Below are 12,617 nucleotides of genomic sequence, written 5' to 3' on the forward strand. Positions count from 1 at the left end.
CTCACTCATCCTGCTGCTCGTCGCCTGCGGCGCGCAGGACGTCCGGGTTGCCCTCGACCACCAGGGCCGATCCGTCCCAGACCAGCCCTCCGTGCTCACGAGCGTAGTCGATGGCCTCGGCCAGGAGGCTGCTGGCCTCGTCGACGCTCAAGGCGTCGACACGCTCCTTGTCTCCGTAGCGCTTGTCGAGGGTCACGACCGCCGGCTCCGCCTCGACGAGGTCGCAGTTGGCGCGCAGGAGGAGCTCGGCGTCGGAGCGCGCCAGGCCGTTGATGGCCAGGGCGGCAAGCACGGCGCGGCAGGCGGCGTCACCCTCAGGAGACTCGGAGTCGAACCGCAGTCCCCGCAAGGCCGAGAAGCTGAGGACGTGCGAGCGGATGATCGCCTGGCACGCCACGCCCCCGAGCTGGTCCAGCGCCGGGGGGATGCCACCGAGTCCAAGCACGGAGGCCTTCTTCTTCCCAGCATTCTTATAGGTGCTTGCGGACAGCTCGTCCTTCTGCGCCTGCGCGATCTTCTTACGCTGTTCCTCAGACAGATCGATCCGCATGCCAACGGGGTCGATCCGGGCTCCTCCTCGCATCGAGTGTCGCGAAGGGCCCTCCTCCTGGTCGGCCAGGATCCCGATGATCTCGCCGACCAGGATGCTGCGGTACCTGCCCTGGTGACTCTTCCTGCTCGCGTCCCAGCCTCCCAGGAGGAGGGTCATGGGGCTGCGCTCCAGCAGGGGCCGGGCGTGGGAGGCGGTCGCGTCACGCAGCTCCCTGTACTCCGGAACCGACGTCGTCGGGGAGCCGTTGATCGTGCCCGCTCTCAGCTGACCGTCGAAGGCACGGTGCGGCAGCTGCACGTCGGTCAGCGACAGGCCGTTGTCGAAGCGCAGCTCGATGCGGGGCATGGTGGACAGCACCGGATCGCCGTCGGCGATGGCCGTTGCGATGGCCGCCTCGAGACGGTTGTTCTGGGACTGCTTGGAGTCGATGAGCACCGCCTCGACCGCTCGCCCCTCCCAGAAGCGTCGCTCATAGGCGAACACAGACTTGTCCCGTTCAACGAACTTCGCCGGGGCGACCGAGGCATGGGGTCCTGCTGCCGGCTCAAGGCGGGTGACTGAGGTGAGCACGCTGGGCCCGCCTGCGCGGCAGGCTGCGAGAAGCTGTTGGAAGGTGAGAGCTGGCACGGAAGACTCCTCCCAGAGTCGAGTACTGACGAGCGGCGTCCTGCGAGGAACGCCACTGCGAAGTGACGAACCCAACGTATCGCGAGGGTCTGACACGAATCCGGCGTCCGCGGTTAACGATTGGGACTCGCTCACGCGCGATCACCTCCGGGTCGGCACCCCCGCCCCACAGCGCCATCGACCGCGAGGAGTACGTGCGGCGCGTGCGTCGCAGGGCCGGGGCCAGGGCCCCGCCGGGATGAGGCAGGCCAGCCCCGAGGGGCCCCGCCGGGCCGAGGCAGGCCAGCCCCGAGGGGGACCGCCGGCCCCGGCAGGTAGCCGGCCCCGGCAGGTAGCCGGGCCCAGCCCCGGCCTCAGGCCCGGCCCGGCCGGTCCCCCTCGGCAACCCCTCCTACAGGCTGCGCACGAGTGCGGGGATGTCCACCGCGCCCGGGCGCATGGGGTCGGGCACGAGGAACTCCGAGGTCTCCCCGTGGTCGAGGTAGCGCTCGTACAGGCTCCATCCCCGCGACCCGGGACGCACCTCGCGCCCGGCCAGGGAGCGCTCGAGCAGCGCCCTGAAGGCCTTGACCTCCGAGTAGTAGCGCGACTTGTACTTCGTCATCAGGCCCTGGCCGTAGGAGATGACGAAGCCCTCGTCACGCGCCTCCTCGCTCGCGCGCGCCCGTGCCGCGAGCGCCTCGACGTCCTCCCGCCCCGCGGCCTGCGAGATGACCTCGACCTGTGGGGAGATGAAGCCGAAGCGCTCCGCGACCTCCAGGCGCAGCGGCTCGATGAGCTCCATCTGCTCCTGGTTGCGCACGGCGTCGAGCAGCACGACCTTGTCCTCGCCCTCGTCGACGATATGAGGGTCGCGGCGGCTGATGACCTCGAAGGTCAGCGAGGCCCCCGCCTCCTCAAGCAGACCGGCCAGCTCCTCCTCCCCCGGCCCGAGGTGGGCCAGGAGCATCTCGTGGGCCAGCTGCGCGTAGGGCGTGACACCGGCCTTGGACAGCACCCGCAGGCTCCCGTCGACCACGGCGACGATGGCCAGGAAGCCGTTCCACTTGCGCCGCACGGTCAAGGGCATGCCCTCCCCCGCGCGCACGACCGCGCCCAGGTCCGCCGGGCCCGGGGCCTGGCCGAGGTTGAAGAACTTGTCGTAGCCCCGGGCCACCACCCGCGAGCTGCGCGCCTGGAGGAACAGGCCCCGGGCCTTGCAGCTCGTCTCGTCCCACACGCCCTTGACGAAGGCCCGTCGGGTGAAGTTGCAGGCCACGACGCCGGGCAGGCCCTCGACATCGCGGATCCGCACCTCAGGGTGGGCCACCATGCGCGCCATGAGCGAGCCCGGCTCCGTGCACCAGCCTCCCTGCGCCCGCTCACCCCCGGCCAGGGGCTCGTCGGTGAAGGTCAGGATGGTCTCGACGCCGTCGGCGCGCACCTCCAGGACCGAGAGGTGGCCGCCGTTCTCCACCCCGTGCTCGAGGGTGACCACGTTGGGCGCGGCCCGCTCCGGCCCCGGCCCCTGGTCGCGGGTGCCGTTGCGGTGTCCGTGGACCTGCACGACCTCGGCGTGGGACAGGAGGGCCTCGACGTCCCGGTCGTAGTCGGAGCGACCGAGGTAGGTCTGCTCGCGGCTGGAGGACCCCAGCAGCAGCTGACGCATCGGCACCGTGGTCAGGTCGTAGGACCGAAGCCCCGTGGCCTCGTCCACGCTCATGACCCGTTCGAGGGTGACGGCGTCGAGGCCCGCGTGGGTGACCAGCCAGCTGCGGCCCGCGAAGCGCAGGGCCAGGGCCGGACGCATCCGTCCCAGCAGGTCGGTCACGTCGCGCTTGGTGCGTCCTGAGGCCAGGATCTGCTCGAGGCTCGTGCGGGTGTGGCTCCACCTCGCCCCCGGCAGCCCGCCGACGACGTGGCGCAGGTGCTCGTCGTGGTTGCCCTCGACGAGCACGACGTTGTCCGGGACCGGCTCGCCGAGCACGTCGAGGACGCCTGCGGCGTCCGGGCCCCGGTCGAACAGGTCCCCGGTCAGGACGAACAGGGTGTCGGAGGCCCAGCCGCCGTAGTGACGGCGGACCTTGTCCAGCGCTCCCGCGCAGCTCTGGACGTCTCCGATGAGCACGAGCCTGTCGTAGACCCCGGTGAGGTCGCGCTCGACGAGGGTGTTGAGGCGGCGCACGTCCTCAAAGCCGACGACCGGCTCACGGAGGGCGCCCGCGCCACGGACCTTGGCGGCGATCGACGTGACCGCCTGCGGGGTGACGTAGTCGATCGTCCCGCGCCTCGTGGCGTTGCGGGCCAGGAGCTCGTCGTCGTCGAGGTCCCCCTGGACGTTGATGACGTGGACCGTGTACCCGCAGCGCTCGGCGAACTCGGCGTAGGCCCCCCAGGAGCGACGGTTGGGGTTCGTGGCGTCCAGCAGGAGCGTGGCGCCCATCTGCAGGCGGGTCTCGACGGCGTCCTTGTAGGCCGCCACGACCTTGCGCTCGGCCCCGTAGGCCATCGACAGGGTCGGTTGCCCGTCGAGGTCGGTGAAGGGGGTCGAGTACAGGCGACGGAAGTCATCGAGCCCCAGGGCCAGCTCACTCAAGCGGTGGTGCCTGATGAGGGTCGACTTGCCGGAGCCCGGGGCTCCGCGAAGGATGAACAGCGTACGCATGCGCGCACCCCCTTTCGTCATACGGAAAAGGTCCTGCGGCGCGTGCCGCAGGACCCGGTCGGGGCCCCTGCGACCCGGGCACGACGCGTCAACGCCTGCGACCGGGCCGGGTGTGTGATGAGGGCACCCGGTGATAGCAAGCCCGGAGCGTAGCGCGACGTCGGGGCGCGCGCAAACGGGCGGCGGCGAGCCGGCGCGCTCGGGCGCAGGCCGGCCCGCCACCCGGGACGACGGCGCCCGAGGGCCGCGGCGACCGGGAGGTGAGGAGCCCGTCGGTCTCAGACGCGGTCGTGCTTCTCGCAGAACACGTGGCTGGCGATGATCTTGAATCCGTCGCGCTCGGCCGCGCGCAGGGCGTCCCTCTCGGTGTAGCTCAGGGCGAGGACCCGCTCGATCGCCGTTCCGTCAGGATCGTGGACGGTGTCGACCACCCGGTGGGCGACCATGCGGTCGCAGCCCTCGTGGTCGCAGCGGACAGCGATGGCCTCTCGGCGTACGAACATGTTCGGGTCCTCATGTCGTCGGTGACGTGGTCCCCCAAGTGTGCCAGGAAGCGCGGGACCGCGGGCGCCGTCGACCGACCCGGCCTGCTGGGACCCCTCGTCCCGGCCGCCCCCACCGAAATATAATTGCCACCGATTTGCTACATAAGTGAGATAGAACTCACGGTGCGCTCGTCGCACGATGAGGCCATGAGCTCCCCATCCCTTCCTCCCGCCACCGCCACCCGACTCCCCTCGCACGCAGGGGGACGTCGCGTCCGCCGAGCCGCCGGGCGGCTCGCAGTCGTCGGTGTGGTCGGTGTCATGGCCGCGCTCGGTGCGTGCAGCGCGCCCACGCCCGTGACCGTCGTCGAGACCGGCACCGTGGCGCCTGTCGCCTTCGCAGATACCGCGACAACCGCCTCCTCGTCACCGAGCCCGACGGGGCCCTCGGCCGCAGAGGCCTCGGCCTCAGCTGAAGCCTCCCGGCTCGCCGCCGAGGCTGCAGCGTCCGCCTCGGCCGAGGCCTCCCGATTGGCCGCCGAGGAGCAGGCCGCCGCCGAGGCACAGCGCCAGGCCGAGGAACAGACCGCCGCCGAGGCACAGCGCCAGGCCGAGGAACAGGCCGCCGCCGAGGCACAGCGCCAGGCCGAGGAACAGGCCGCCCAGGCACCCGCCGCGCAGCAGGACACCTACTACGCCAACTGCAGCGAAGCCCGTGCAGCCGGGGTGTATCCTCTCTACGTGGGCGAGCCCGGGTACCGTGCCGAGCTCGACCGCGACGACGACGGCATCGCCTGCGAGTGACCTGCTGAGGATCTGAGACCGCGGGCCGGCCCGCGGCAGGAGGTCACATCCTCAGGCCCAGCCCGCGCATGCGGGAGGTCGCCCCCTGGGACAGCACCGTGCGCAGGCTCGCCGCGTCCGCTCCCCCGGCGACGAGGTCGGGCTCACGGGCGATGACCCGTTGGAGGGTGCCGATCTCCTCACCCACGACCCTGCGGCCCCACAGGCCCAGGCGGGCGGCGAGCTGGGGGTCGGCCGCGATCCCCTCCTCGAGCTCGCGGGCGGCGAAGCCACCGAAGCGGTCGACGCTCAGGGCGTCGAGCACCCGGGTGCGCACGGGCTGGGGCAGGCCGTCAGCCAGCGCCATCGAGAAGTCGACGAGCATCCCGAAGGTCAGGTAGGTCTTGACCAGCCGCTCCTGCCAGTCCAGCGGGCGGAGCCTGGAGTCGACGTCGTCAAGCATGCCCACGAAGCCCTGGGCGGCCGCGTAGACCTCGACCCCGGCCTCGCCGCCGACGGCGGCCAGCACCTCGAAGGCCTCGACCCTCTCGGCGCTCATGCGCAGCAGCTCGACCCTCTGCTCCATGGCGGGAGCCTTGTCGGCGTCCTTGGCGTAACGGGTGCTCGCGATCGTGCAGGACAGGCAGGCCACGCCGATGACGGCCTCGAGGTACCGGGAGGGGGACTGCTGAGCGGGGAGGGACGGCTCTGTCATGGCCTCCAGCCTAGATGAGTGAGATGAGTCAGTCCTCAGACAGGGGCCACCAACCAGTACCTGACAGCCGAGGACCGAGGACAAACCGGTCACGACCCCGACCGCCCCGACCATCCCGGCGTGAGTTCGCCCACGCCAGGAGCGCATTCCAGCCGAGCGGACGGGCGCGCGGCCGCGCCTGCCGCTACCCTGAGCGAGTCCACGGTTGCCCGGTCGTCCAGCAGCCAGGTCCCGGCGGCCCCGGCCCGCAGCGGGACACGATTCGCGATCGGCTGCCACCCACGGCCGCGACGCACGCTCCCGGGAGCGCCGGCTCGCGCCCGTTCCTGCGAGCCCTTCGGCGCCCGGCACGGAGCGGAACGCGAGCGCCCGCGGCCAGATACCAGACATGAGGAAGCTCGTGAGCGACGACAACCAGACCGAGACGACCGACCCCGAGCCCAGCCAGACGGCCTCGGGCATCATCGAGACCGCCGGTGCCCACGCCCCCGTCCTGGACGAGGCCACCCCCGACATCACCGACGAGGGCGCCCAGGCCGACCTGACGCGCCGCACCTTCGCCGACTTCGGCGTCGAGCCCGAGATCTGCGAGGCCCTCGCGGCCAAGGGGATCACCCACCCCTTCCCCATCCAGGCCCTCACCCTCCCGGTCGCCCTCGACGGCCAGGACATCATCGGTCAGGCCAAGACCGGGACGGGCAAGACCCTCGGCTTCGGCCTGCCCCTGCTCATGGACACCCTGGGCCCCGGGGAGGAGGGCTGGGACGAGGACCCCGCCGCCGGCTCCCCGCAGGCCCTCGTCGTCCTGCCCACCCGTGAGCTGGCCAAGCAGGTCGCCGAGGAGCTGACGATGGCCGCGGCCAAGCGCACGGTGCGCATCACCCAGGTCTACGGCGGGCGGGCCTACGAGCCGCAGATCGAGGCCCTGGCCCAGGGGGCCGAGATCGTCGTGGGCACCCCCGGCCGGCTCATCGACCTCATGGACCGCGGCCTGCTCGACCTCACCCACGTGACCACCGTCGTCCTGGACGAGGCCGACGAGATGCTCGACCTGGGCTTCCTGCCCGACGTCGAGAAGATCCTGGCGCGCACCCGCACCGACCGCCAGACGATGCTCTTCTCCGCCACCATGCCCGGCGCCGTCGTCGCCCTGGCGCGGCGCTACATGACCAAGCCCACGCACATCCGAGCCCAGGACCCCGGCGACGAGGGGATGACCGTCAAGACCGTCCAGCAGGTCGTCTACCGCACCCACGCCCTCAACAAGGTCGAGGTCGTCTCGCGCATCCTCCAGGCCTCCGGTCGTGAACGCACGATCATCTTCGCCCGCACCAAGCGCACCGCCGCCCGCGTCGCCGAGGACCTCGCCTCCCGCGGCTTCGCCACCGCCGCACTCCACGGCGACCTGGGCCAGGGCGCTCGCGAGCAGGCCCTGCGCGCCTTCCGCAAGGGCAAGGTCGACGTCCTCGTGGCCACTGACGTGGCCGCCCGCGGCATCGACGTCGACGACGTCACCCACGTCATCAACTACCAGTGCCCCGAGGACGAGAAGATCTACGTTCACCGCATCGGGCGCACCGGCCGCGCCGGCAACTCCGGCACCGCGGTCACCTTCGTGGACTGGGACGACATCCCCCGCTGGCGGATCATCGCCAAGGCGCTGGGCCTGCCCGTGACCGAGCCGGTCGAGACCTACCACACCTCCGAGCACCTCTACTCCGACCTGTCGATCCCCGAGGGCGTCACCGGCCAGCTCCCGCGCGACCAGCGCACCCTCGAGGGCCTCGACGCCGAGGAGATCGAGGACCTCGGCGAGACCGGGCGACGTCCTCGCGACGCTCGAGCAGGCCGGGGCGGGGGGCGCACCGGCAGGGGCGCACGCTCCGGCAGGGGCGGTCGTTCCGGGCGCGGGCAGGACGAGGGGCGGGGCTCCACCTCCCGCTCGGGCCGGGGCCGCTCAGGCTCGCCCGAGGACGCCGGCACCCAGGAGCAGGCCGGCCGACCGCGCCGCACGCGCCAGCGCACCCGGGGCGGGCGCCCCATCGCGACGAGGAACCCAGACAGCGCCGGGGACTGAGCCCCTCCGGGCCCCTGCCCCTCAAGGCCCCCTCGGGCGCTCTCAGGCCCCGTGCGGCCTCGGGCCGGCGGCCTGGACCAGGGAGTCCGTCTCCCCCAGGCGCCAGGCCCCGCACTCCTCGACGACCCAGGCCCCCCAGCGCGACCTGCGCCGTCCGACCCCCAGGTCGGAGTCCATGACCCGCCTCAGCCAGTCGGCGCCGGCGCGTCCGTCGACGAACAGCGCCGTCGCCAGCGCGTCGGCCATGCCGTCGTCGGGACCCCACACGGTGGCCGAGCGCGGCACCCGCCCCGACTCGGCCCGGCCCTGGCGGAGCGGGGCGACCACGATGTGCTCCCCGCGCTCGTAGAGGCCGGAGGTGGCGACGTGCCCCTCGGTGGCCTCGATGACGCGCAGGATCCGGGAGGGGTCCCCCGGGTCCCGCACCCCCACGGTCCACGGGGAGCCGTCGGCGCGGGTCCCGCGCACCGAGACGTCTCCGCCCGCGTTGACGCACACCCCTGTCACGGGGCCCGACCAGGCGGGGTCCCCTCCGAGGGCCTGGGTGAGGATGAGCGCGAAGCCCCCGGCCCCCCAGCCCTTGACGTAGGCCGACGGGTCGACTCCCCCGGGCACCGACCAGGGGTCGAAGGATCCTCCGGTGAGCGCCCGCAGTCGGCGGCACTCCTCGAGGACCGAGCGCACGGCGAGCTCGTCGCCCTCGAGGGCCAGGTCCTCCTCCCGGCAGCCACCGGTGCGCAGGGCGGTGATGAGCGAGTCGCTGCGGTAGGTCGACAAGAGGCGGTCGATCCGCGCCATCTCGGCCTGGCAGGCGTCGAAGGCCTTCCCGGCACGGGCGGCCAGCTCGGCGTCGACCGGCGTGCCCGGGCGCAGGGCGGCCTCCAGGGTGATGACCGTGCCCCAGGCCTCGACGACGCGCACGAGGGTGCCCCGGCCGGTGAGCCTGACACCCGCCTCGTCGAGGAGGGCCGGGCCACCGGCCGGACCGAGGACGGTGGGGGCATGCGACGGGGTCACAGGCCCGCCTGGGTCATCGCGGACTGGAGGGAGGTGGTGAAGGCCTCGGAGGTGTAGGTGGCACCGCTGACGGAGGCGACGTCGGCGCTCTGGGCGGCCAGGCCCTCCTCGACGAGGGTCGGGGCGGCCGACTCGTTGATCCGCTCGGAGTGCCCGTCGCTGGGCAGCTGGATCCAGGTGATTTCGGTGATCGTCCCGTCGGCGACGGTGATCTCGACCTGCATCGGGCCGTAGGGGCTCTCGTAGGTCTCGCCCTGGAACGTCCCGGAGGCCCCGGACGAGGTCCCGGTGGCTGAGTCCGTCGTGGCCTGTGCTGAGGTCTGCGCGGACCCTGAGGCCTCGGTGGTGGCCTGCTCCGAGCCCGACTGCGCCTGGTCGGCGGCGGTCGTCTCCGAGCCCACCGAGCCCGAGCCGGCGGTGGTGGCCACGGAGGTCCCCTGGGGGGTCGGGCTGCAGGCGATGACAGCGGCGACTCCCAGGATCGTCGCTCCGGCGGTGATGGCTCCGGTGGTCGTGGGTCGCATGAGGATGCTCCTTGCAGTCGTCTCGGGTCTGGTCGGGTGTCGCGGGCGCCCGCTGCGGGTGCCCCGTCCGGGCGCCCGGGCCTGCGGGGCGCCCGGGCCTGCGGTCTCACATCGCGAGCTCCTCGTGGTGGAGCCTGTCCCGGCTCAGCCCGGCTGCGCGGGCAGAGTCCAGGACGAGGTGGTTGAAGGCCTCCGGGCCGCAGACGTAGAGGTCGGCCTCGCGCAGGTCGGGCACGAGGGACAGGAGCTGGGCGGCGTCCATGGGGTGGGCGTCCCGGTGCCCGACGAGGCGGTGGACCCTCACCCCGGGCCGGCGCTCGAGCACCCGGAGCTCGGGGTCCAGGGGCAGGGCGGAGGGCGAGGGGACCCGCACGACGAGGTCGACACGTACCCCGGCGTCGCTCAGGTCCTCGGCCAGGGCCCGCGCCGGGGCGAGCCCGACGCCTGCTGCCACGAGCACGGTGTGGCCCGCCGACCCGAGGTTCGCGGCGGTCATCGTGCCGTAGGGGCCCTCCATGAGCACGCGGGTCCCGGGGACCAGGCGGGCGGTCAGTGCGGAGGCGTCGCCGAGGTTCTTGACCGTGATGCGCATGAGGTCCTCGTACACGGGCGCGGAGAAGGAGTAGGGGTGGGCCTCGTAGGCCAGGCGCGGCGCCATGAAGCGCCAGTTGGCGAACTGTCCGGGGCGCACCCCCAGGGCGTTGAGGTCCCTGCCCCGCATCCACACCGACACGACGCCCTCGGCCTCGGGCACGACCCGCTCGACGCGCAGGTCGTGGCGCAGGGAGCGGATGAGTGGGAGAGCCACGCGGTGGACGACCACGAGCTCCGCCACGACGAGGTACAGCCCGATCCACACCCAGCGGGCCCATCCGGACAGGAACGGCCCGTCGACGGTGATCTGGTGGGCGAAGGCCAGGGCCACGGCGAGGTAGGTGTAGAGGTGGACGGTCCACCACACCTCGCGCCGCAGCCGTCGCCTGGCGCGTCGGTAGCTCGTCACCCCGGCGGCGACGAGCAGGATGACGGCGACGTCGGCGGCCAGGATCCACGGCTCGGTGAGGGTCATGCGCCACAGCTCGACGGGCCACGAGACGCCCTCCTGGCCCGACCACGCCAGGACCGAGAAGACGATGTGCACGAGGATGAGCCAGATGGTCCACGGCGCCACCCGCTTGTGGACCGCGACGAGCCGGTCGTGGCCCAGGGCCCGCTCGACGGGGGGCACGCGCGCGACGAGCACGATCATCCACAGCATCCCGTAGGTGCCGACGACGGCGCTGACCCGGCCGACAGCCGTGGTCGCCCACGTCCAGCTCGCCTCGAGCGGCCCGAGGGTGAGCAGCGCGGCCCCGAGGACGACGCCGAGCCCCAGCCCGGCAAGGGAGGCGACAAGCGCCGTGGCACGGTCCTCGCGAACCCGCGCCGGAGGGCGACGCGCCCGGACCGCGGCAGTCGCGGAGGCGGTCGGGACGGCCGATGCGGCCGACAGGCCCGCTGCGGAGGAGGTCATAGGCCCACTCAACCGAGGCACCCTCACAGAACCCACTGAGCAACCTATGGATGAACTGTGGATTGAAAGGCTCAGGTATGCCTGCCCTCAGCTCCCTGGCGCACCGGCGCGGTCCTGCCGGTTCCCTGTCCCGCCCTCGGGTCAGAGCTCGGTGCCGATGTAGGCGAAGACGCCGTCGGCCATCATCTGCACGGCGATCGCCGCGAGGAGCAGACCGAAGATGCGCGTGAGCACGCGGATCGCCGAGTCGCCCAGGAGCCGGTGCAGGCCGACGGAGAAGCGCAGGGTGAGCCAGATGACGACGTGGGTGACGATGATCGCCGCGGTGATCGACATCCAGCCGATGACCGGTGTCCGGGCCGACTCCACCGCGACCATGGCGGCGACGATCGCCCCGGGACCCGCCAGCAGCGGGGTGCCCAGCGGCACGAGGGCCGCGTTCGTGTTGGCCCCCTCGGAGTCGGGTGTCTCCTCGATCTTTCCGGTCAGCAGCTCGAGGGCGACGAGCAGCAGGAGCAGGCCGCCGGAGATCTGGAGGGCGGGCACCGTGATGCCCAGGAACATGAGGATGTAGCGCCCGAAGATCGCGAACAGGAGGATGACGGCGAAGGACACGAGCGTGGCGTGCCACGCCGAGCGCCTGCGCTCGGCGTCGGTCTGCCTGCTCGTCAGGGACAGGAAGATGGGGATCGCGCCGAGGGGGTCCTGGATGACGAGGATCGTCGTGAAGGAGGTGGCCAGGAGGGTGAGGTCGAGGACGGAGTCAAGCATGAAGGTGTCGGGGTGTCGGATCTGGAAGGGAGCGTGGCAGGCGACGTCGCCGGCGCCGCTCAGGCGGTCACGAGCGGGATGCTGCCCTCGCCGACGATCTGCTCGAGCAGGGCAGGGGGCATGAGGTTCTCGCCGAGTCGGTTGGGCTTGCCCGCGCCATGGTAGTCCGAGGAGCCGGAGGTCCCGATGCCCAGGTACCGGGCCAGCTCCCGGGCCTGCTCGCGCTCGGCGGGCCCGTGGTCGCGGTGGTCGACCTCGAGGGCCGCCAGCCCGGCGTCGGTCATGTCCGCGAAGACGGCGTCGGGCACGAGCCGGCGCTGGCGGGAGGCGGCACGGGGGTGCGCGGCCACCGGCACCCCGCCCGCGGCTCGCACGAGCTCGCAGGCACGCACGGGGTCGAGCGCCCAGTGACGCACGTAGTAGGGGCTCGCGGTGGCCAGGGGCCCGGCGAAGGCCACCCCGCGGCTGTCGAAGGATCCTGCGGCGACGAGCGCGTCGGCGATATGCGGGCGGCCGATCGTCACCGCGCCGGCGGCCTGGGCCTCGACGTCCTCCCACGTGATCGGGTAGTCGGCGGCCAGGAGCTCGACCATCTGGCGGGCGCGGGTCGAGCGCGAGGTGCGCGCGTGCTCGAAGGCCTCGGTCAGGCCGGGGGCCTCGACGTCGAAGAGGTAGGCCAGGAGGTGGAGGGTCACCCCGTCGACGGCGCAGGAGACCTCCGTGCCGCGCAGGAGCGCCACGCCGGTCGAGCCCACCGCCCCGGCGGCCTCGGCCCACCCCGCGGTCGTGTCGTGGTCGGTCAGGCCCACGACGTCGAGCCCCGCCTCGGCGGCGCGCGCCATGAGGGCGGCGGGGCTGTCGGTCCCGTCGGAGCAGGAGGAGTGGGTGTGGGGGTCGATGCGCACGCC

At 72.6% G+C, this 12,617-nt stretch carries 11 protein-coding genes; 2 read left to right on the plus strand and 9 right to left on the minus strand.

Annotation, left to right across the window (positions count from 1 at the left end; genetic code table 11):
* Position 1 precedes the first annotated feature (1 nt).
* From cas7g to EL245_RS04470, 3 genes are all read right to left on the minus strand, one after another.
* Positions 2 to 1,180, minus strand: a complete 1,179-nt coding sequence (cas7g, locus tag EL245_RS04460) for a type I-G CRISPR-associated RAMP protein Csb1/Cas7g (protein WP_126382043.1) — start codon at positions 1,178 to 1,180, stop codon at positions 2 to 4.
* Positions 1,181 to 1,571: 391 nt separating this feature from the next.
* Positions 1,572 to 3,824, minus strand: a complete 2,253-nt coding sequence (locus tag EL245_RS04465) for an RNA ligase (RefSeq protein WP_126382044.1) — start codon at positions 3,822 to 3,824, stop codon at positions 1,572 to 1,574.
* A 278-nt stretch (positions 3,825 to 4,102) separates the two neighbouring features.
* Positions 4,103 to 4,327: a hypothetical protein gene (locus EL245_RS04470; RefSeq protein WP_126382046.1), complete on the minus strand. Its 225-nt coding sequence runs from the start codon at positions 4,325 to 4,327 to the stop codon at positions 4,103 to 4,105.
* A gap of 189 nt (positions 4,328 to 4,516) precedes the next feature.
* On the opposite strand from EL245_RS04470, the gene EL245_RS04475 reads away from it, so the two are divergent.
* Positions 4,517 to 5,113, plus strand: coding sequence for an excalibur calcium-binding domain-containing protein (locus EL245_RS04475; RefSeq protein ID WP_126382048.1), 597 nt, complete (start codon positions 4,517 to 4,519; stop codon positions 5,111 to 5,113).
* A gap of 43 nt (positions 5,114 to 5,156) precedes the next feature.
* On the opposite strand, the gene EL245_RS04480 is transcribed toward EL245_RS04475, so the two are convergent.
* On the minus strand, positions 5,157 to 5,807 hold the full coding sequence (locus EL245_RS04480) for a ferritin-like fold-containing protein (RefSeq protein WP_126382050.1): 651 nt from the start codon (positions 5,805 to 5,807) through the stop codon (positions 5,157 to 5,159).
* A gap of 388 nt (positions 5,808 to 6,195) precedes the next feature.
* Here EL245_RS04480 and EL245_RS04485 point away from each other — a divergent pair, with 388 nt between their 5' ends.
* A complete protein-coding gene (locus tag EL245_RS04485) occupies positions 6,196 to 7,884 on the plus strand; it encodes a DEAD/DEAH box helicase (RefSeq protein ID WP_126382051.1) in 1,689 nt (562 codons plus the stop codon).
* A 42-nt stretch (positions 7,885 to 7,926) separates the two neighbouring features.
* Here the strand turns inward: EL245_RS04485 and EL245_RS04490 are convergent, their stop codons facing one another.
* From EL245_RS04490 to EL245_RS04510, 5 genes are all read right to left on the minus strand, one after another.
* Positions 7,927 to 8,901: an FAD:protein FMN transferase gene (locus EL245_RS04490; protein ID WP_126382054.1), complete on the minus strand. Its 975-nt coding sequence runs from the start codon at positions 8,899 to 8,901 to the stop codon at positions 7,927 to 7,929.
* The gene (locus EL245_RS04495) at positions 8,898 to 9,425 is read right to left on the minus strand and encodes an FMN-binding protein (RefSeq protein WP_126382056.1); all 528 of its coding nucleotides are present in this window, start codon (positions 9,423 to 9,425) and stop codon (positions 8,898 to 8,900) included. The genes EL245_RS04490 and EL245_RS04495 overlap by 4 nt, the downstream gene beginning before the upstream one ends.
* A 106-nt stretch (positions 9,426 to 9,531) precedes the next feature.
* Positions 9,532 to 10,938, minus strand: coding sequence for a ferredoxin reductase family protein (locus tag EL245_RS04500; protein WP_126382058.1), 1,407 nt, complete (start codon positions 10,936 to 10,938; stop codon positions 9,532 to 9,534).
* Between the two features lie 141 nt (positions 10,939 to 11,079).
* Complete coding sequence (locus tag EL245_RS04505; protein ID WP_126382059.1) at positions 11,080 to 11,709, minus strand: MarC family protein; 630 nt, start codon at positions 11,707 to 11,709, stop codon at positions 11,080 to 11,082.
* Positions 11,710 to 11,768: 59 nt separating this feature from the next.
* Entirely contained in the window at positions 11,769 to 12,614 is an 846-nt protein-coding gene (locus EL245_RS04510; protein WP_126382061.1) for a PHP domain-containing protein, read from the minus strand.
* Positions 12,615 to 12,617 lie beyond the last annotated feature (3 nt).

It is taken from the genome of Actinomyces howellii (assembly GCF_900637165.1).
GTDB classification, from domain to species: domain Bacteria; phylum Actinomycetota; class Actinomycetes; order Actinomycetales; family Actinomycetaceae; genus Actinomyces; species Actinomyces howellii.

What these genes read in the sequence shown, in the direction of transcription:
- EL245_RS04480 (WP_126382050.1), bottom strand. Translation starts at nt 5,807, where the DNA reads ATGACAGAGCCGTCCCTCCCCGCTCAGCAGTCCCCCTCCCGGTACCTC.
- EL245_RS04495 (WP_126382056.1), bottom strand. Translation starts at nt 9,425, where the DNA reads ATGCGACCCACGACCACCGGAGCCATCACCGCCGGAGCGACGATCCTG.
- EL245_RS04485 (WP_126382051.1), top strand. Translation starts at nt 6,196, where the DNA reads ATGAGGAAGCTCGTGAGCGACGACAACCAGACCGAGACGACCGACCCC.
- EL245_RS04505 (WP_126382059.1), bottom strand. Translation starts at nt 11,709, where the DNA reads ATGCTTGACTCCGTCCTCGACCTCACCCTCCTGGCCACCTCCTTCACG.
- EL245_RS04500 (WP_126382058.1), bottom strand. Translation starts at nt 10,938, where the DNA reads ATGACCTCCTCCGCAGCGGGCCTGTCGGCCGCATCGGCCGTCCCGACC.
- EL245_RS04470 (WP_126382046.1), bottom strand. Translation starts at nt 4,327, where the DNA reads ATGTTCGTACGCCGAGAGGCCATCGCTGTCCGCTGCGACCACGAGGGC.
- EL245_RS04475 (WP_126382048.1), top strand. Translation starts at nt 4,517, where the DNA reads ATGAGCTCCCCATCCCTTCCTCCCGCCACCGCCACCCGACTCCCCTCG.
- EL245_RS04465 (WP_126382044.1), bottom strand. Translation starts at nt 3,824, where the DNA reads ATGCGTACGCTGTTCATCCTTCGCGGAGCCCCGGGCTCCGGCAAGTCG.